At 73.3% G+C, this 18,227-nt stretch carries 16 protein-coding genes; 10 read left to right on the top strand and 6 right to left on the bottom strand.

Features of this window, described 5'->3' with window-relative positions; genetic code table 11:
- Window positions 1–155: 155 nt before the first annotated feature.
- The 5 genes from AB0I42_RS24060 to AB0I42_RS24040 form a co-directional block, all read right to left on the bottom strand.
- Entirely contained in the window at window positions 156–707 is a 552-nt protein-coding gene (locus AB0I42_RS24060) for an RNA 2'-phosphotransferase (RefSeq protein WP_357540235.1), read from the bottom strand.
- An 86-nt stretch (window positions 708–793) separates the two neighbouring features.
- Complete coding sequence (locus AB0I42_RS24055) at window positions 794–1,936, bottom strand: DUF5925 domain-containing protein (RefSeq protein WP_357540233.1); 1,143 nt, start codon at window positions 1,934–1,936, stop codon at window positions 794–796.
- 62 nt (window positions 1,937–1,998) lie between these two features.
- Window positions 1,999–3,315 carry a low temperature requirement protein A gene (locus AB0I42_RS24050; RefSeq protein ID WP_357540231.1) on the bottom strand — a complete coding sequence of 439 codons (1,317 nt, stop codon included), beginning with the start codon at window positions 3,313–3,315 and terminating at the stop codon, window positions 1,999–2,001.
- Window positions 3,316–3,441: 126 nt separating this feature from the next.
- Window positions 3,442–5,241, bottom strand: a complete 1,800-nt coding sequence (locus tag AB0I42_RS24045) for a glycoside hydrolase family 15 protein (protein ID WP_357540229.1) — start codon at window positions 5,239–5,241, stop codon at window positions 3,442–3,444.
- Window positions 5,238–6,500 (bottom strand): nucleotide disphospho-sugar-binding domain-containing protein, encoded by a 1,263-nt coding sequence (locus AB0I42_RS24040; protein ID WP_357540227.1) that lies wholly within the window; start codon window positions 6,498–6,500, stop codon window positions 5,238–5,240. The genes AB0I42_RS24045 and AB0I42_RS24040 overlap by 4 nt, the downstream gene beginning before the upstream one ends.
- 96 nt (window positions 6,501–6,596) lie before the next feature.
- Between AB0I42_RS24040 and AB0I42_RS24035 the strand changes: the two genes are divergently transcribed.
- The 3 genes from AB0I42_RS24035 to AB0I42_RS24025 are packed head-to-tail and all read left to right on the top strand — an operon-like array spanning window position 6,597 to window position 10,344.
- The gene (locus AB0I42_RS24035) at window positions 6,597–8,366 is read left to right on the top strand and encodes a glycoside hydrolase family 3 N-terminal domain-containing protein (RefSeq protein WP_357540225.1); all 1,770 of its coding nucleotides are present in this window, start codon (window positions 6,597–6,599) and stop codon (window positions 8,364–8,366) included.
- A gap of 59 nt (window positions 8,367–8,425) precedes the next feature.
- Window positions 8,426–9,031 carry a helix-turn-helix domain-containing protein gene (locus AB0I42_RS24030; RefSeq protein ID WP_357540223.1) on the top strand — a complete coding sequence of 202 codons (606 nt, stop codon included), beginning with the start codon at window positions 8,426–8,428 and terminating at the stop codon, window positions 9,029–9,031.
- Complete coding sequence (locus AB0I42_RS24025) at window positions 9,028–10,344, top strand: MFS transporter (protein WP_357540221.1); 1,317 nt, start codon at window positions 9,028–9,030, stop codon at window positions 10,342–10,344. Before AB0I42_RS24030 ends, AB0I42_RS24025 begins: the two co-directional genes overlap by 4 nt.
- An 85-nt stretch (window positions 10,345–10,429) precedes the next feature.
- On the opposite strand, the gene AB0I42_RS24020 is transcribed toward AB0I42_RS24025, so the two are convergent.
- A complete protein-coding gene (locus AB0I42_RS24020; protein WP_357540219.1) occupies window positions 10,430–10,927 on the bottom strand; it encodes a helix-turn-helix domain-containing protein in 498 nt (165 codons plus the stop codon).
- 90 nt (window positions 10,928–11,017) lie between these two features.
- Here AB0I42_RS24020 and AB0I42_RS24015 point away from each other — a divergent pair, with 90 nt between their 5' ends.
- From AB0I42_RS24015 to AB0I42_RS23985, 7 genes are all read left to right on the top strand, one after another.
- Window positions 11,018–11,608 carry a dihydrofolate reductase family protein gene (locus tag AB0I42_RS24015; RefSeq protein WP_357540217.1) on the top strand — a complete coding sequence of 197 codons (591 nt, stop codon included), beginning with the start codon at window positions 11,018–11,020 and terminating at the stop codon, window positions 11,606–11,608.
- A 104-nt stretch (window positions 11,609–11,712) separates the two neighbouring features.
- Window positions 11,713–12,624, top strand: a complete 912-nt coding sequence (locus AB0I42_RS24010; protein ID WP_357540215.1) for a MurR/RpiR family transcriptional regulator — start codon at window positions 11,713–11,715, stop codon at window positions 12,622–12,624.
- The gene (locus AB0I42_RS24005) at window positions 12,624–13,376 is read left to right on the top strand and encodes an SIS domain-containing protein (RefSeq protein WP_357540213.1); all 753 of its coding nucleotides are present in this window, start codon (window positions 12,624–12,626) and stop codon (window positions 13,374–13,376) included. Before AB0I42_RS24010 ends, AB0I42_RS24005 begins: the two co-directional genes overlap by 1 nt.
- Window positions 13,377–13,666: 290 nt before the next feature.
- Window positions 13,667–15,088 carry an N-acetylglucosamine/diacetylchitobiose ABC transporter substrate-binding protein gene (gene ngcE, locus AB0I42_RS24000; protein WP_357540211.1) on the top strand — a complete coding sequence of 474 codons (1,422 nt, stop codon included), beginning with the start codon at window positions 13,667–13,669 and terminating at the stop codon, window positions 15,086–15,088.
- Window positions 15,089–15,097: 9 nt separating this feature from the next.
- On the top strand, window positions 15,098–16,021 hold the full coding sequence (locus AB0I42_RS23995; RefSeq protein WP_357540209.1) for a sugar ABC transporter permease: 924 nt from the start codon (window positions 15,098–15,100) through the stop codon (window positions 16,019–16,021).
- Window positions 16,018–16,917, top strand: coding sequence for a carbohydrate ABC transporter permease (locus tag AB0I42_RS23990; protein WP_357540207.1), 900 nt, complete (start codon window positions 16,018–16,020; stop codon window positions 16,915–16,917). Before AB0I42_RS23995 ends, AB0I42_RS23990 begins: the two co-directional genes overlap by 4 nt.
- A 78-nt stretch (window positions 16,918–16,995) precedes the next feature.
- Window positions 16,996–18,159 carry a carbohydrate-binding protein gene (locus AB0I42_RS23985; protein ID WP_357540205.1) on the top strand — a complete coding sequence of 388 codons (1,164 nt, stop codon included), beginning with the start codon at window positions 16,996–16,998 and terminating at the stop codon, window positions 18,157–18,159.
- The last annotated feature ends 68 nt before the right edge of the window (window positions 18,160–18,227 follow it).

The following is an 18,227-nucleotide window of genomic DNA, read 5'->3' as shown; positions in this document are numbered from 1 at the left end:
CCGTTTCACCCCACACGGCCGGCCATCACCGGGCTGACCTCGGCCAAGGCGACTCTGTCAGAAGTTTTACAGCAGGCTCACAGTTGACATCCAGCAGACCGGCTCATACGGATCATCGGCGTGGCACCACCACACCGCCCGAGGAGGTCGCGACGTCAGTCCGCGTCAGGCACGTCCAGATAGGACGGTGGTACGGCGTCGGTCAGCCAGACGCCGTTCTCACTGCGGAAGAACTCGTGACCGGCCCGGTGCATCGCCGCCGAATCGACGGTGAGGACCACGACGGCGCCGCGCCGGCGGGCGCCGACCCGGTGGGCGGTGGCCCGGTCGGCGGAAAGGTGCACGTGGTGCCGGCCCCCCCGGTCCAGGCCGGTCGCCCGGATCGACCCCAGCGCGGCGGCGCCGGTGCCGTGGAAGAGCCGCTCCGGTGGCACCACCGGGGCGAGGCCCAGTCGCACCGGGACCGAATGGCCCTGGTTGGCCCGGATCCGCTCCACCCCGTCCGGGCCACGCTCCACCGCGAACCGGCGCTTGTCGTTGCCGGCCACCACCAGGTCGAGTTCGTCGCGCCCGATCCGGGTCGCGGCCAGGAACTCGTCGACCGGCACCCAGCCGGCCGCGTCGAGGGTCAGCCCGACCCGCTCCGGGGCGTGCCGCAACAGCCGCGACATCCGCTTGCTCAGACTGACGATCCGTTCGTGATCCACGCCGATGAGTGTGGGCGCCGGGGTCGCCGGGTTCCAGGGATTTTCCGGGCCGGATGCCGGGCCCGGGGCAGGCGCCCCGGACCCGGTCACAGGTACTGGCCGCTGGGCAGCGGCTCCGACTCCACCGCCACCTGGTAGCCGTCCCGCAACGCGTACAGCTCGGCCAGCGTCGCGCCGGCCGCCGGCACGCCGGCCGACGTACCCAGCCAGGTCTGCGCCTCGGCGGACGACAGCGCCGGCACCTCGATCCGGGCCAGGCAGCGCCCCGGTCGTACGACGGCCGGGTGCAGCCGGGCCAGGTCCTCGTTGGTGGTGATCGCCACCAGCACCTTGCGGCCCTGGCCGAGCAGACCGTCGGTGAGGTTGAGCAGCCGGGACAGCGCCTGCCCGGTGGTCTGCTTCGCCTCGCCACGGATCAGCTCGTCGCAGTCCTCGAGCAGCAGCAGCCGCCACTTGTCGTGCTTGCGGTCGGGGCACGAACACTCGCGGCCCCCGTTGAGCGCGACCTCCATCAGATAGGCCGGGCTGTTGAACAGCGCCTCCGGGTCGAGCACGCAGTCGAACTGGCACCAGTCCCGCCACTCGCGGGCCAACGCCCGCAGGACCGTGGTCTTGCCGGTGCCCGGCGGGCCGTGCAGCAGCACCAGCCGGCCGCGTACCGAATCGCGGTCGACCTTGACGAGCCGGTCGAACTCGGCCCGGGCCGACGCGGCGTAGTTGCCCCGGATGTCCGCCCACGAACCCACGCTGATCGAGCGTGGGTTGCGCTGCGGGCCGTTCGACGACGCGTACCAGAAGCCCATCGTCACGGCCTCCTCGACCGGTGGCGGCGGCTCCGTCATGCCGTCGGTCGCCCGGGCGAGGATCTCGTCGCCCAGCTCGGCGGTGGTCGCGGTGACCGCGACGTGGGCGGTCTTGCCACGCGGCCAGTGCACCGCGCGCAGCGTCCAGCCGTCCCCGGCGGCGAGCCGGGCGCGCTCGGTCTCGCTGCGGCTGTCCCGCAGCACCCGTACATCGGGCGGCAGCAGCGTCGCGTCGTCGCGGACGTTGTTCAGGCTCTTCGACGTCGCGTACGGCTGGTGGCCGGCGACGAACGCGGTCAGCCCGAGCGCGTCGATGACGTCGCGCGGGGAATCGGAGTCGTCCACGGTGAGGACGACGGGCAGCAGCGACTCCGGCGCGGGGCCGGGAGCGCCGACTTCGAGCGGGATCTGCCGTGGAATACGCACCCGGACATGATCGCGGCCGGAAGGTGTTGCGGCATACCGCTTTTCCCGCCGGAGCGGGCCGGTCACAGGTGCTTGCGGCGCCACTCGCTCTGGTCGGCCTCGCTGGCCAGCTGTTCGTTCAGCGCGGTCCGCCGAACCCGGGACCGGGCGTGGGACCGCTGCCAGAACTGCATCAGGACCAGCACGACGCACCCGGTGGCCAGCATGGCGAGCGCGATCAACGCCGGCGGCCTGATGGTCGCGATCACCACGACGAGTACGACCACCAGCACGACCAGGGGCAGGGCCGGCCGGTAGTGGTGGGTCGTGCGCCGGGCGAAGGCGGCGAGGGCGAGGAGGAAGAGCAGCACCCCGCCGTACAGCAGATCGAGTTCGAGGATCTCGACCCGGTGCTGCCAGCCGGTCTCCGGGTCCGCCGAGATGTCGCCCAGGTAGCGCTTGAGTCCGAGCGCGAACGCGATGATCCCGATGATCATCGGCAGGTGCAGGTAGGTGTAGGCGTCGCGCACCAGCCTACGGCGGACCTCGGGATCGCGGGTGCCGTGCAGCGACTGCTCCGCCGCGATCGCGTGCTCGTCGAAGTACATCCACCACAGGCACACGGTGACGGTGAACCCGAGTGCCGCGGCCACGATCACCGCCCAGGTGACCGGGAGACCGCCGGTGAGGTTCGGCCCGACCCCGATCGAGATGATCGACTCGCCGAGCGCGACCAGCACGATCAGGGCGTGCCGTTCGGCCCAGTGGCCGGCCGAGACGATGTAGAAGCGACCGGAGAGTCGGACCGTCCCGGCCAGGTACTCGGCCACGATCGCCGCCCCCCACAGCCCGAGGCGCACCGGATTCGGCTCGGCCTTGTCGGCGCCGTGCGGAATCAGCGCCGCGATCAGGATGAGGGTGGTGCTGGTCAACACCGGCACGGCGAAGACCCCGAAGTTGCGCAGCGGGCCGACCCAGCCGGCACCGGTGGTGCGTAGCACCGTCCAGTGCACGGCCAACTGCCCGACCCGCACCACGGCGTAGCAGGCGGCGAAGACGACCGGGCCGTAGAGGCCACCGGGGTCGTCGACGAACGCCTCCGGCAGGGTCAGCGCGAGCACCAGTACGGCGGCCATGATGGCGAAGCTGAGCAGCGGGAGCAGCCCCTGGTCGGCCCGGGCCAGGTTGCCGAGCGCGGCGAAGCTGGTCCAGCACCACCACAGCAGGGCCAGCACCAGCAGCGCGCGGGTCAGCCCGAGCGGGCTCAGCTGCTCACCGGCCACGTTCGTCACGTTCAGGAAGGCGAAGACGAAGATCAGGTCGTAGAGGAGTTCCAGTCGGGTGACCCGCGACCCTGGGGCGCCCGGATGGATCATGCGCCTCGGTTCGGACACCTCCACCCGGAAAGTGTGTCAGCCCGGATGCCGCCGGGTGCGGCATCCGGGCAACCGGGTGGCCGCGGATCGGTTGCCGGGCCGCGCCGCCGGCATTCGCGCAGCCGGGCCGGGTGTCCGAGCCGCGGACGATCAGGCCGGCCGGGGTGCGCCGCCGGCAGCCGACGCCTCGGTCAGGCGCCAGGCGGCGTTGATCAGGCCGACGTGCGAGAACGCCTGCGGGTGGTTGCCGAGCTGCCGTCCGGTGGCCGGGTCGATCTCCTCGGCGAACAGGCCGAGGTCGTTGCCGTGGCCCAGCAGGTCGTCGAAGAGCGCGCCGGCCTCGTCCACCCGACCGGCCAGGGCCAGGCACTCGACGAGCCAGAAGCCACAGGCGACGAACGCGGCGGAGTCGCCGTACCAGCGGCGCACCAGCGGGCCGTCGGCGAGCCGGTCGCGGACCGCCTCGATGGTGGCGAGCATCCGCGGGTCGTCGGCGGGCAGGAACCCGACCAGCGGCAGCAGCAGCACCGAGGCGTCGAGGCGGTCGGAGTCGAAGGCGCCGGCGTACGCCCCGATCCGCTCGCACCAGGCGCGGCGCAGCACGGTCGCGCGGATCTCGTCGCGGGCGGTGGCCCAGGCGGCGGCCCGGTCGGGTACGCCGAGCGCGTCGGCGAGCCGTACGGCCCGGTCGAGGGCCACCCAGCACATCACCTTCGACGAGGTGTAGTGCCGGGGGTGCTCGCGGGACTCCCACATCCCCGAGTCGGGCAGCCGCCAGCTGTCCGCCGCCTGGTCGGCGAGGGAGACGAGCAGTTCGCGGGTGGCGTCGCTCAGCGTGCCGATCCGCTCGCGCAGCAGTTCGGCGGCGAACAGGACCTCGCCGAGGACGTCGAGCTGGCGTTGCTTCCACGCGTCGTTGCCGACCCGGACCGGGCGGCTGTCCCGGTGGCCGGCGAGGTGGTCGAGTTCGTGTTCGGTCAGGTCGCGTTCGCCGGTGACGCCGAACATGATCTGCAGTGGTGCGCCGCCGAGCGGGCCGAACGCGTCGGCGATCCAGTCGAAGAAGCGGCCGGCCTCGTCCGGGCAGGCGGCGACCCACAGCGCCTGCATGGTCAGGCTGACGTCGCGCAGCCAGGCGAAGCGGTAGTCCCAGTTGAGGTCGGCGCCGATCTGCTCGGGCAGCGACGTGGTGGCGGCGGCGACGACCGCGCCGCTGCGCTGGAAGGTCAGGCCCTGCAGCACCAGGGCGCTGCGGCGTACCTGGGGCAGGTAGCGGCCCTGGTAGCCGCGGTGCAGGGCGGCCCAGGAGTACCACGCCTCCAGGGTGTCGTGCACCGACGGCTCCGGACCGCCGCGGTCGACCGGCTCGTACGTCGGCTCGTAGGCCAGCCGGAACCTGACCCGCTGGCCGGCGGCGACCGGGTAGCGGCCGGTGAGGGTGCCGCCGGTGGCCGTCAGTTCGGAGTCGTCGGTCAGCCGCAGCCCGACCGGTCCGGCCCGCGCCATCCAGGTCCGGCCGTCGCGGTACCACCGGGGCTCGGTCAGGCCGTATTCGAGGCGGGGGGCGACTTCGACGGCGACGCTGACGGTGCCGTCGAGGCCCTCGACGGTGCGCAGCAGGGTGTGCGGGGCGTCGAAGCCGATCTCGTGGCCCCGGCTGCCGGGGTGCAGCGCGAGCGCGTCGGTGACCGCGACCGCGCCGGTGGCGGTCCGCAGCACGGTCCGCAGCACCAGGGAGTCGCCGACGTAGTCCCGGGTCACGGTGTGCTCGTCGACCGGGGCGATGGACCAGTGCCCGGCGTCCGGGTCGAGCAGGCGGCCGAAGACGGCGGGCGAGTCGAAGCGGGGCGGGCCCCACCAGTCGACGGAACCGCGCGAGCTGACCAGGGCGGCGCTGTGGCAGTCGGACAGCAGGCCGTAGTCGCTGATCTCCGGCGGGCCGGCGGTCACCGCGTACCGCCGGGTCCGGCCGGGACCGGGGGCGCGGCGCCCGGCGGCACCGTGCCCCGGACCGGTCCGGTGGGGTGCAGCCGGTCGACGCCGGCCAGCGCGGGCGTGACCGACGTGCACAGGTCGCGCAGGTTGCGGCGGTACGTGCCGTCGGCGCGGATCCGGTCGACGGCGGCGACGATCAGCGCCGGCAGGTCGGGGTGCAGGAACCGGGCGGCGGCGCCGCGTTCGACGGTGGCGCCGCCGTCGAGGGCGATGCCGACGCCGAGTTCGGCGGCCCGCCGGGCGACCAGCGGCTGGTCGCCGAAGAACGGTACGACGACGACCGGCACCCGGGCGAGCAGCGCCTCGTGGAAGCTGTTGCTGCCGCCGTGGGTGACGAAGACCTCGGCCCGGCTGAGGATCCGCTGCTGGTCGACCCGGTCGTGCACGGCCCAGTTCGCCGGGTACGCGGGCAGCACCGGCCGGCCGCGGGTGACGAAGACGACGTCGACGTCGCGGGTCCAGCGGGCGGCGAGGCCGGCGACGCAGCGGCGTACGCCGTCGCGGGTCGTCGGGTCGGCGTGCCACAGGTTGTCCATCACCTCGGTGCCGAACGACAGGTAGACCAGCGGCCGCCCGGCGGGCCGGGCCGGGCGCCGGTGGCCGTCGGAGAGGTAGCCGGCGAACCGGTAGTGGGCCGGCCGGCGGTGGTGGCGGAAGTCGGCGGGCGTCACCGCCGGGTACGACCACAGCAGGTTCGTCGGTGCCGGGATGTGCAGGCTGTTGGAGACGAGTTCGACGTCGCCGGGGGCGACGGTGAGGCCGTACCGGCGGCGCAGGGTTTCGGTCGCGGCCCGGTTGGTCGGCGACGACAGGCAGTCGGCGAGGTGCCGGCGGTCGGTCATCGGGCCGATCAGCCCCGGTACGGAGGTCCAGTACGGCACCCCGGCGAGCCGGGCGGCGAAGTGGCCCTCCAGCGCGCAGAAGTCGTGGACGACCAGGTCGGGGCCGAAGTCGCGGGTGATCGCGAGGCTCTCGTCGAGCAGTTCGCAGACCCGGTGCAGGACCCCGGACGCCGGCGTGTTGACGAAGTGCCGGGAGCCGTCGAGGGTGTCGGTGAGCCCGGCCAGGTCGCCGAGGTCGGGTGCGGTGGTCTGCCGGTCGACCAGCACCAGCCGGAAGGTGTGCTCGGCCCGGTAGGCGCGGATCATCCGCTTGAGGATGTTGAGATGCCCGTCGTTCGGGATCGTGAAGACCATGATCCGCTTACCCGCCATCGCGCCCCCTAGGCCAGTCGGCGTCGGCGGCGAATGCCCGGTCGGGCGTCCTCCAAACGGGGGACCACGGCCGGGTGCGCCGGTACGGTGGCGGTGGTGGACGGGCCGCCGTACCGGGACGCGCGGCTGCCGGTGGCGGTACGCGTCGAGGACCTGCTGCGCCGGATGACGCTGCCGGACAAGGCCGGGCTGCTCTTCCACACCATGGTCGGGATCGGGCCGGGTGGCTCGCTGGCCCCGGCCGACCCGGACGCCGGGCTGCTGTCGGCCGCCGAGATGGTGCGCGACCGGCGGATGAACCACTTCAACCTGCTCGGTACGGCCGCGCCCGCCGACCTGGCCCACTGGCACAACCGGTTGCAGGAGTTGGCCGCCGCGACCCCGTTCGGCATACCGGTCACGCTGTCGTCCGACCCCCGGCACGCCTACTCGACGAACCCGAACACCGCCGCGCTGGCCGGTGCGTTCTCGGTGTGGCCGGAGCCGCTGGGGATGGCCGCGACCCGGGACGCGGCGCTGGTGCGCGGGTGGGCGGACGTGGTCCGGCAGGAGTACGGCGCGGTCGGCATCCGGGTCGCCCTGCACCCGCAGGCGGACCTGGCGACCGAGCCGCGCTGGCCGCGTACGCTCGGCACCTTCGGCGAGGACGCGGGGCTCGCCGCCGAGCTGGTGCGGGCGTACGTCGGCGGGTTGCAGGGGCCGATGCTCGGGCCGGACGGGGTCGCCGCGATGGTGAAGCACTTCCCCGGCGGCGGTGCCGCCCACGACGGCGAGGATCCGCACTTCCGGTACGGCCGCGAGCAGGTCTATCCCGGCGGCCGGTTCGCCGACCACCTGCGGCCGTTCGTGGCGGCGCTGGACGCCGGCTGCTCGCAGGTGATGCTCGGCTACGGGATGCCGCGCGGAACCGGCTACGCCGAGGTCGGGTTCAGCTTCAACCGGGACGTGGTCGGCGGGCTGCTGCGGCGGCGGATGGGTTTCGGCGGCATCGTCTGCACCGACTGGGGGGTGCTGACCGGGGCGGTGTTCCGGGGGCAGGTCCGGCCGGCGCGGGCCTGGGGGCTGGAGCACCTCTCCCCCGGGCAGCGGGCGCACCGGGTCCTCGACGCCGGCGCCGACCAGATCGGCGGCGAGGCCGTACCGGGGCTGGTCGTCGACCTGGTGCGGGCGGGGCGGGTCGGGGTGGCCCGGCTGGACGCGTCGGTGCGGCGGGTGCTGCGGGAGAAGTTCACCCTCGGGCTTTTCGACCGGCCGTACGTGGACCCGGACCGGGCGGCTGCTGTCGTCGGGTGCGCGCGGTTCCGGGCGGCGGGGCTGGCCGCCCAGCGGGCCTGCGTGACGCTGTTGTCGAACGCGGCCCCGGACCGGGCGGCGCGTCTGCCGCTGCGGCGCGGGCTGCGGGTCTGGTGCGACGGGGTGGCCCCCGAGGTCGTCGCCCGCGACTGGCGGGTGGTGGACCGGCTGGCCGACGCCGACGTGGCGCTCCTTCGCCTGCAGGCGCCGTACGACCACCGGCCCGGGCAGTTCGAGGCGTTCTTCCACGCCGGGTCGCTGGAGTTCGCCGCCGGGGAGATGGCGCGGGTGCTGGCGATCGCCGAGACCGTACCGACGGTCGTCGACGTCTACCTGGACCGGCCGGCGGTGCTGTCCCGGCTGGCGGCGCGGGTGGCGGCGCTGACGGTGTCGTTCGGGGTGTGCGACGAGGCGCTTACGGACGTGCTGGCCGGGCGGGCGGCGCCGGGTGGGCGGCTGCCGTTCGACCTGCCCCGCTCGGCGGCGGCGGTCCGGGCCGGCCGGCCCGACGTGGCGTTCGACACCGTCGACCCGCTCTTCCGCTTCGGCCACGGCCTGACCTACCGGGATTGACAAGACTTCTTGTACGACACTTCTTGTACATCATTTCTTGTGGGTCTACGGTGAACCGCATGACCGAACGCGGCGAGGGGGCCGGCGGGTCGTCCGACGACGGCCGGACCGTGCACCTGACCGATCCGCGGGCCATGCGTGCCCTGGCCCACCCGACCCGCCTGCGGCTCCTCGGCGAGCTGCGCGGCCGGGGCCCGCAGACCGTCGGCATGCTCAGCGAGATCGTCGACGAGGCGGTCGGCTCGGTCAGCTACCACCTCGGCAAGCTGGCGTCGTTCGGGTTCGTCGAGGAGGTTCCGGAACTCGCCCGCGACCGGCGGGAACGGTGGTGGCGGGCGACCCACGAGCGGACCGCGTGGAAGCCGGTGGAGGTCCTCGACGACCCGGAGCGCCGGGCCGCCCTGGACTCGTTGCGCCGCACCGTCCTGCGCCGCTACGTCGAGGTCCTGGAGCGCTACCTCGAATCCGAGGCGACGCTCGCACCGGCCTGGGTCGCCGGCGCCACCAGCGGCGACACCCAACTGCACCTGACCAGCGACGAGCTGACGGAACTGCAGGCCGACCTGAAGGCGCTCGTCGACCGGTGGGAGACCCGCGGCGCCGCCGGTCGGGCCGGCACCGAAGCGGTCACCCTGATGTTCCACGCGTTCCGGCGGCCGGAATGAAGACCGCCGCACGCGTCCCGGCGCAGCGGGCCCCCGACCGGCGGTACGGCCCGCTGCTCGGCCTCGTCGTCGGCCACGCGGTGTCGCTGACCGGCAACATGCTCACCATCATCGCCCTGCCGCTCTACGTGCTCGCCGAGACCGGCTCGGCGGCGGCGACCGGCCTCGTCGGCGCCTTCGCCACCGCGCCGATGGTGATCGGCGGCGCCTTCGGCGGGGTGCTGGTCGACCGGATCGGCTACCGCCGGGCCAGCGTCGCCGCCGACCTCGTCTCGGGCGTGACGATCGCCGCCGTACCGCTGCTCGACCGTACGGTCGGCCTGCCGTTCTGGGCACTGCTCGCGCTGGTCTTCGCCACCGGCCTGCTGGACACCCCCGGGCACACCGCCCGGATCGCGCTGCTGCCCGAGGCCGCCGCCGCGGCCGGGATGCCGGTCGAGCGGGCCGTCGCCATGCTCGAGGCGACCAGCCGCGGTGCCCGGCTCGTCGGCGCCCCGGTCGCCGGGCTGCTGGTGGCGGCGTTCGGCGCGCTGACCGTGCTCGCCATCGACGCGGTCACGTTCGCGGTCTCCGCCGCCGTGGTCGCCGTGCTCGTACCGCGCGGGCTGCGGCCGGCCACCGAACCGGCGGCCGACGCCGGGCCGGGTGCCGACGCCCGCGCGGCGGGTTACTGGCGGGAGTTCACCGACGGGGTCCGGTTCCTGCTCCACGAGCCGCTGCTGCGCCTCATCGTGCTGATGGTGCTGTTCACCAACCTTCTCGACGCCGCGAAGAGCACCGTCCTGCTGCCCGTCGTCGCCGACCGCGAACTCGGCGGGGCGACCGCGTTCGGCCTGCTGGTCGGCGCGATGGGCGGTGGCGCGCTGGCCGGCTCGCTGGTCTTCGGCGCGATCGGCCACCGGCTGCCGCGCCGGCCCACGTACGTGGTCGCCTTCCTGATCGCCGGCGCCCCGCCGTTCCTGGCCCTGGCCGCCGGGCTCCCGCTGCCCGCGCTGGTCACGGTCACCGTCGTCGCCGGCTTCGCCGCCGGCGCGATCAACCCGATGATCGGGACGATCGAGCTCGAGCGGGTGCCGGCCGGGATGCGCGCCCGGGTGTACGGCGTCATCGGCGCCGGCTGCTGGGCGGCGATGCCGGTCGGCTCGGTCGGCGCCGGCCTGGCCGTCAACGCCTTCGGTACGACCGCCACCCTGGTCGTCGCCGGCTGCTGTTACCTGCTGCTCTCACTGACGCCGCTGCTCGGCGGCCCGTGGCGGGAGATGTCCCGCCCGGCCCCGGCCCGACCGACTCCCGCGCCGGAACACGTCTCGTGAGCCGGTGGCGCTCGTGCCGGTCGCCAGGCGGGGTACTGCTGTGGGGCGGAACAGCGACCGTCCCCGGCCGCCAACCGAGTTGGAGTCAGTTGCCGGCGCGGGCCAGCTCGGCCTGGTAGGCGGCGGTGAGCCGGTCGAACACCGACTCCACCCCCGCCGGCCGCGGGATGCCCAGGTGGAGTTCGCGCAGCTCGGCCATGAAGTCGTCCCACAGCGGCGGTCCGCCGTCGGCGAGCAGCCGGGCGCGTACGGCCAGTTCGGGGCTGACCGGCAGGTGCCGGACGCCCCACGCGCCGAGCTGGGCGAGCACCGGGACGAGCTGGATCGACGGCTCGGTGAGCCGGTAGACGATCTTCTGTTTGTGGCCCGGGTCGGGTGCGCGCGACACCATCCCGAGACCGACGAGCCGGTGCAGCCGGTCGGCGAGGATGTTCGACGCGATGCCCTCGTTGTTGTTCGTCAGCAGCTCGCGGAAGTGCCGGCGGTTGCCGAACATGATGTCGCGGATGACGATCAGCGACCACCGGTCGCCGAAGACCTCCAGCGACAGGTTGATCGGGCAGCCCGACCGGTGCTCCTCCACGGCGCCTCCTTCCCGCAAACCGCTTGCATCCTACAACCGGCCCACCTAGCGTAACCGGTTGTAATCTGCAACCAGCATGGAAGGCCCACCATGACCCTCGTCACGAGCGACATCGCGATCTCCCTCGACGGTTTCTCGTCCCGCCCCGACCAGTCCCGCGAGCACCCGTTCGGCGCCGGCGTCGACCTGCACACCTGGATGTTCGAGACCCCGGACGAGAACGCGACCGAGATCGCCGCCGTCACCGGGGCCGGCGCCTACATCATGGGCCGCAACATGTTCGGCCCCGACCGCGGCGACTGGGACCTGGAGTGGACCGGCTGGTGGGGCGAGGACCCGCCGTACCACGCGCCGGTGTTCGTGCTCGGCCACCAGCCGCGCGAGCCGCTGACGATGAAGGGCGGCACCACCTTCACGTTCGTCACCGACGGCATCCACGCCGCGTTCGAACAGGCCAGGGCGGTGGCCGGCGACCGGCGGATCTCCATCGCCGGCGGCGCGGCGACCGTCAACCAGTACCTGGCCGCCGGCCTGATCGACGAGTTGCGGCTGCACGTCGTACCCGTCACGCTCGGGCACGGCGACCGGATCTTCGACGGGGTGCCGCCGCTGCGGCTCGAGCAGGTGTCCGCCCGCCAGGCGTCGCTGGTCACCCACCTGACGTACCGCGTCCACCACTGAGCACGGCACCCCCGGCCAACCCCGCCAATCGTTAACAGTATTGACAGAACACTGTCGATGGTCATACTTTTCATCACCAACAAGGTTTGGTGAAAGGAATGCTGATGACCGACAGTGGCCTGCTCGGCCGGATCCGCACCGAGCTACCGACCCTGCCGGTCGCCCTGCAACGGGTCGCCGAGCAGATCCTGATCGCCCCCGAGGAGACGGCCCGCGCCACGATCATCGACCTGGCGGAACGGGCCGGCACCTCCACCGCCACGGTCACCCGGTTCTGCCGGCTCTTCGGCCACCGCGGCTACGCCGAACTGCGGGTCGCGGTGGCCACCGAGACCGGCCGGGCGGCACAGGCCCGCTGGGACACCGACATCGACCGGGAGATCGGCCCCGACGACCCGCTCGACCACCTGCTCGGCGTCGTCGCCAGCGCCGACGCCCGGGCCATCCAGGAAACCGCCGGCCAGGTCGACCTCGCGGCCGTCGACCGGGTCGCGTCGGCGGTCGCCACCGCCGCCCGGGTCGAACTCTTCGGCCTCGGCAGCTCCGGCAACGCCGCCCGGGAGATGGCGTTCCGGCTGGAACGGATCCGGGTGCCGTGCTGGCACCGGCCCGACCCGCACACCGCGCTGACCAACGCCGCCCTGCTCGGCCCCGGCGACGTGGCGATCGGCCTGTCGCACAGCGGCCGTACCCGCGAGGTGATCGAAGTGCTCGCCGAGGCCGCCGACCACGGCGCGCTCACCGTCGCGGTCACCTCGTTCCCCCGCTCACCGCTGGCCGAGACCGCCGACGTGGTGATGACCACCGCCGTGCAGGAGACCACGTTCCGGTTCGCCGCGCTGTCCGCCCTGCACTCCCAACTGCTGGTCCTCGACCTCATCTACGTCGCGGTGGCCCAGCGGACCTACCAGCGCACCACCGAGGCGTTCGAGGTGACCGCCCGCGCGGTCGACGCCCACCGCCTGCCCGACGAAGCCAGCCGCGCCGGCCGCCGGCGCCCCCGATCGGAGGTCTGATGAGCATCAGCGCGCACGGTTACCTCGACGCGGTCACCGCGGCGATCGGTCGGGTCGCCGCCGGCCAGACCGAGGGCGTACGGCGGGCGGCCGACCTGGTCACCGCGGGTCTACGGGCCGGCGGGGTGCTCCAGGCGTTCGGCTGCGGGCATTCCGAGGCACTGTCGATGGAGATCGCCGGCCGGGCCGGCGGACTGGTGCCGACGAACCGGATCGCGCTTCGCGACCTGGTGCTGTACGGCGGCGCCGACCGGGCCGTACTCGACGACCCGCTGCTCGAACGCGACCCGGCCGTGGCCCGCCGGCTCTACGAACTGTCCCCGGTCAAGCCCGACGACGTCTTCGTCGTCACCTCCAACTCCGGCGTCAACGGCGTCATCGTCGAGTTCGCCCTGCTGCTCAAGGAGCAGGGCCACCGGGTCATCGGGATCACCTCGCTGGACCACAGCGCCAGGGTCGCCTCCCGGCACCCGTCCGGCCGCCGGCTGGCCGACATCGCCGACGTGGTGCTCGACAACGGCGCCCCGTACGGCGACGCCGCCCTGCCGCTGCCCGGTGGCGGCGCCGTCGGCGCGATCTCGTCGATCACCGGGGCGCTGCTGGCCCAGCAGATCGTCTGCGAGGTGGTCGCCCGGCTGCTCGCCGCCGGCGAGACGCCACCGGTCTACCTGTCGGCGAACGTGCCCGGCGGGGACACGCACAACCACGAACTGGAAGCCCGGTACGCCGGACGCATCCGGCGTACCGCCTGACCGGCGCCGCCCGCGCCGCACCTCCACCGGCGCCCACGCGCCGTACCAGAAACGGCGCCTCGCGCGCCGCACCAGAAACGGCGCCCCCGCGCCGCACACAAGGCGGCGCCCGCGCCGTACCCGAACCGGCGCCCGCGCGCCGCGACCCGATCGGCGTCCCGCGCCGGGCCGGAGTCGGCGCCGGCGTGCCGCACCCCGGCGCGCCCGCGCCCCGTACCCGGACCGGCGTCCCCGCGCCGGCTCGCCCCGGCGCCCCGCGCCGCCCGACCGAAGAAAGTCGAGGCACCCCCATGACCGCCTCCCCGTCCCCCGGCCCCCGGCTGACCCGGCGGACCCTGGTCCGCACCGCGGGTGCCGCCGCCCTGGCCACCCCCGCCGTCGCCGGCTGCGTCACGAACAGCGGCGGCGGACCCGCCGCCCCGGCACCGACCGGTGCCCGCGACGCCGGCAACCCGCTCGGCGTACCCGACTCGACCCCGCTGGAGGTGGTGATCTTCAAGGGCGGGTACGGCGACCAGTACGCCATCGACGCCGGCACCGTCTACAAGGAACGGCACCCCGGCGCGACCATCGACCACAAGGGAATCCAGAAGGTCGGCGAGGCGCTGCAGCCCCGGTTCGTCGCCGACACCCCGCCGGACGTGGTCGACAACACCGGCGCCGGCCGCCTCGACCTGGCCACCCTGGTCGCCGCCGGCAAGCTCACCGACCTCGCCGAACTGCTCGACACCCCGACGCTGGACGACCCGGCCCGCACCGTACGGGACACGCTGCTGCCCGGCGTGACCGGAGACGGCACCTTCGACGGCAAGGTCTACGCGCTCAACTTCACCTACACCGTCTGGGGCCTGTGGTACTCGAAGCCGTTGTTCGAGCGGCACGGCTGGACCTGGCCGGCGACGTGGGACGCGATGCTGGCGCTGTGCGGGCAGATCAAGGCCGCCGGCCTCGCCCCCTGGACCTACCAGGGCAAATACCCGGAGTACATCAACGACCCGCTGCTGTCGATGGCGGCCAAGGCCGGCGGCCCCGACCTGCTGAAGGCGGTCGACAACCTCGAACCGGGCGCGTGGAAGCGGCCGGAGCTGGTCGACGCCGCCACCGCCCTGCACGAACTGGCCGCCAGGGGCTACCTGCTGTCCGGTTCGGAGGCGCTGTCCCACACCGAGGCGCAGGCCGCCTGGTCGCAGTCCAAGGCCGCGATCATCCCCTGTGGGTCGTGGCTGGAGGCCGAACAGAAGGGCGTCACCCCGGACGGCCTCGACATGGTGATGGGCGCCGTGCCCGCGCTCGGCACCGGTGACCGGGTGCCGGCCGCCGGTCTCCAGGCGGCCAGCAGCGAGTCGTTCGTGGTGCCGAGCCGGGCGAAGAACCCGCGTGGCGGGCTGGAATACCTGCGGATCCTGTTCTCGCAACGGTCGGCGCGCCGGTTCGCCGAACTCAACAGCACCCTGCCGACCGTCGCCGGCGCCACCGACGGGCTGACCGTCAGCAGCGGCCTGGCGTCGGTACGGGAGGCGGTCGCCGCCGCCGGCCCGCACACCTTCACCTTCCGGTTCCGGACCTGGTACGCGCCGCTGGCCAAGGCGGTCGACGACGCCACCGGCGAACTCGTGACGGGTCGGGTCACCCCGGCCCAGTGGTCGGACCGGATCCAGCGGGCCGCCGACACGCTCGCCCGGGACACCACCGTCACCAAATACACCCGGTAGCCGGCGATGATGGCCATCCGGCACGGTCGCTACCGGTTCCTCGCCGCGGCCATCCTGCCCGGCCTGGCGCTGTACGCGGTCTTCGTGCTGTCGCCGTACGCGCAGGCGTTCTACCTCGCCCTCACCGACTGGTCCGGGGTCTCCGGCCAGGTCGACTACGTCGGGCTCGCCAACTTCCGGCAGCTGGTGTCCGACCCGCTCTTCCTGGCCGCGTTGCGCAACAACGCCCTGATGCTGCTGGTGGTGCCGGCGGCGACGATCGCGCTCGGCCTGCTGCTGGCCACCCTGGTCAACTTCGGCGGCCGGGGCGGCAGCACGATGCTGTCGGCGGTGCGCGGCGGCGAGTTCTACAAGACGGCGTACTTCTTCCCGCAACTGCTGTCGTTGCCGATCATCGCGGTGCTCTGGCAGTTCGTCTACCACCCCAACGAGGGGCTGCTCAACGGCGTGCTGCGGGCGGTCGGGCTGGACGCGCTGGCGCGTACCTGGCTCGGTGATCCCCGGCTGGCGCTGTGGGCGGTGATGGCGGTGCTCGTCTGGTCGTCGGTCGGGTTCTACATGGTGCTGTTCTCGGCCGCCATGGAGTCGATCCCCCGCGACGTGCTGGAGGCCGCCGTGCTCGACGGCGCCGGCCGGCTCGACACCCTGCGCCGGGTGATCCTGCCGCTGGTCCGCGACAACGTACAGGTCGCCTTCGTCTATCTCGGGGTGCTCGCGCTCGACGGCTTCGCCGTCGTACAGATCATGACGGTCGGGCCGGGCGGGCCGGACGGGTCGACCGAGGTGATCGGGCTCGGCCTCTACCGCAACGCGTTCACGTACGGGAAGTTCGGATACGCCGCCGCGATGGGCGTCGCGCTGTTCCTCCTCACCCTGGCACTGGCCGTGGTCACCATGCGGGCCGGCCGGCGAGAACCCGTGGAGCTGGCATGACGACCACTGTGGACAAGGCGCGGCCGGCCCGGACACCGGTACGGACGGCGCGGGAACGTCGGGCCGGACGCGGGGCCGGCGGTGGCGGGCGCGGGGCGCACCTGTTCCTGCTCGCCTGGGCGGCGGTGGTCACCCTGCCGCTGCTGTGGGCGGTGGTCAGCTCGCTGAAGACCGACCGGGAGATCCTGACCAGCCCGTGGAGCCTGCCGGCCACGCCCCGGCTCGACAACTGGTCACGGGCCTGGAACCAGGCGTCGATCGGCGACTACCTGTTCAACAGCGCGATCGTCGTCGGCGGGGCGCTGGTCCTGACCATGCTGCTCGGCGCCACCATCTCGTACGCCCTGGCCCGCTACCCGTTCCCGGGCAACCGGATCCTCCACCTGGTCTTCGTCGCCGGGCTGCTCTTCCCGGTGTTCCTGGCCCTGGTGCCGCTGTTCTTCGTGGTCAGGCAACTCGGGCTGCTCGGCACCTACCACGGGCTGATCCTGGTCTACACCGCGTACGCCCTGCCGTTCACGGTCTTCTTCCTGCACTCGTTCTTCCGTACGCTGCCGTCCGCGATCGCCGAGGCCGCCTTCCTCGACGGCTGCTCGCACTGGGGCGTCTTCTTCCGGGTGATGCTGCCGCTGGCCCGCCCCGGGCTGGTCAGTATCGCGATCTTCAACTTCCTGGGGCTGTGGAACCAGTACCTGCTGCCGCTGGTGCTCAACCCCGACCCCGACCGGTACGTGCTCGCGCAGGGCCTGGCCGCGCTGTCGGTCAGCCAGGGCTACCGCAGCGACTGGAGCGGCCTGTTCGCCGGGCTGACCATCGCGATGGTCCCGGTCCTGGCCGCGTACGTGCTCTTCCAGCGCCAGATCCGCACCGGCCTGACCGCCGGCGCGGTCCGCTGATCCCCGGCGCCACCCGGGTGACCGGCCGGAGCCGTCCGGCCACCCGTACCCCTTTTGTCCCACCGTGAGGAGATTCCGATGTCACGGAGACCCACCGTCCGCACGGTCGCCGCCGCGGCCGCCACCCTGCTGACCGCCGGCACGCTCGCCGGGATCGCGGCCACCGCGACCGCCGGCACCACCCCGGCCGCCGCCCCCGGCACCACCGCCACCTGCGGCATCCTGTTCGACGACTTCAACTACTCGTCGGCGTCCGACCCGGCGATCACCGCCCGCAACTGGACCGTCCGCACCAACGCCGGCGGTCCCGGCGTACCCGGCGCCGCCTGGCCCGCGTCGAACATCTCGTTCCCGACCGACGCCGGCCAGAAGGTCCTGCAACTGACCGCGAAGACCGACGGCACCGCCGCCGGCACCAGCCACGCCGAGTTCTTCCACCAGCGCAAGTTCTACGAGGGCACCTACGCCTCGCGGGTGAAGTTCACCGACGCCCCGGTGTCCGGCCCGGACGGCGACCGGCTGGTCGAGACGTTCTTCACCATCACCCCGCTGGACCGGCCGATGGACCCGAACTACGGGGAGATCGACTTCGAGTACCTGCCGAACGGCGGCTGGGGTGAGCAGGGCCCGATCCTCTACCAGACGACGTGGGAGACGTACCAGAACGAGCCGTGGGTGGCCGACAACACGCACACCGCCCAGCGGACCAGCCACGCCGGCTGGCACGACCTGGTCTTCACGGTCAAGGACGGCCGGGTCAAGTACTACGTCGACGGCCGGCAGGTCGCCGACCACGGCGACCGCTACTACCCCGAGACCCCGATGTCGATCAACTTCAACCTGTGGTTCATCGACCTGAACGGTCGCAGCACCCCGGGCCTGGCCACCTACGTCCAGCAGGTCGACTACCTCTACTTCATCGCCGACCAGGCGGTCACCACGGCCGAGGCGAAGAACCGGGTCAACGCCTACCGCACGGCCGGCACCAGCCACGTCGACACGGTCGGCACCGGCGGGCCGTGCCCGACCTCGTCCCCCACCCCGTCGCCCACCGTCTCCCCGACGGTGTCGCCGACCAACCCCCCGGTCGGCTGCGTCGGCGTACCGGCCTGGAACTGGGGCACTGTCTACCTCGAGGGCCAGCGGGTACGCCACAACGGCAGGCTGTGGCAGGCGAACTGGTGGACGCAGGGTTCCGAGCCCGGACTGACCGCCCAGTGGCGTGAGATCGGCCGCTGCTGACCCGTACCGCACGACCGGGGCCCTCCGCACCGGCGACGGGCCCTCCGCGCCGGCGCGGAGGGCCCGTC

The sequence above is a fragment of the Polymorphospora sp. NPDC050346 genome (genome assembly GCF_040655695.1).
GTDB classification, from domain to species: Bacteria; Actinomycetota; Actinomycetes; order Mycobacteriales; family Micromonosporaceae; genus Polymorphospora; species Polymorphospora lycopeni.
This window is presented reverse-complemented; position numbering and strand designations above follow the sequence as displayed.

What these genes read in the sequence shown, in the direction of transcription:
- AB0I42_RS24010 (WP_357540215.1), top strand. Translation starts at nt 11,713, where the DNA reads ATGACCGACAGTGGCCTGCTCGGCCGGATCCGCACCGAGCTACCGACC.
- AB0I42_RS24015 (WP_357540217.1), top strand. Translation starts at nt 11,018, where the DNA reads ATGACCCTCGTCACGAGCGACATCGCGATCTCCCTCGACGGTTTCTCG.
- AB0I42_RS23990 (WP_357540207.1), top strand. Translation starts at nt 16,018, where the DNA reads ATGACGACCACTGTGGACAAGGCGCGGCCGGCCCGGACACCGGTACGG.
- AB0I42_RS23995 (WP_357540209.1), top strand. Translation starts at nt 15,098, where the DNA reads ATGGCCATCCGGCACGGTCGCTACCGGTTCCTCGCCGCGGCCATCCTG.
- AB0I42_RS24040 (WP_357540227.1), bottom strand. Translation starts at nt 6,500, where the DNA reads ATGGCGGGTAAGCGGATCATGGTCTTCACGATCCCGAACGACGGGCAT.
- ngcE (WP_357540211.1), top strand. Translation starts at nt 13,667, where the DNA reads ATGACCGCCTCCCCGTCCCCCGGCCCCCGGCTGACCCGGCGGACCCTG.
- AB0I42_RS24025 (WP_357540221.1), top strand. Translation starts at nt 9,028, where the DNA reads ATGAAGACCGCCGCACGCGTCCCGGCGCAGCGGGCCCCCGACCGGCGG.
- AB0I42_RS24030 (WP_357540223.1), top strand. Translation starts at nt 8,426, where the DNA reads ATGACCGAACGCGGCGAGGGGGCCGGCGGGTCGTCCGACGACGGCCGG.
- AB0I42_RS23985 (WP_357540205.1), top strand. Translation starts at nt 16,996, where the DNA reads ATGTCACGGAGACCCACCGTCCGCACGGTCGCCGCCGCGGCCGCCACC.
- AB0I42_RS24005 (WP_357540213.1), top strand. Translation starts at nt 12,624, where the DNA reads ATGAGCATCAGCGCGCACGGTTACCTCGACGCGGTCACCGCGGCGATC.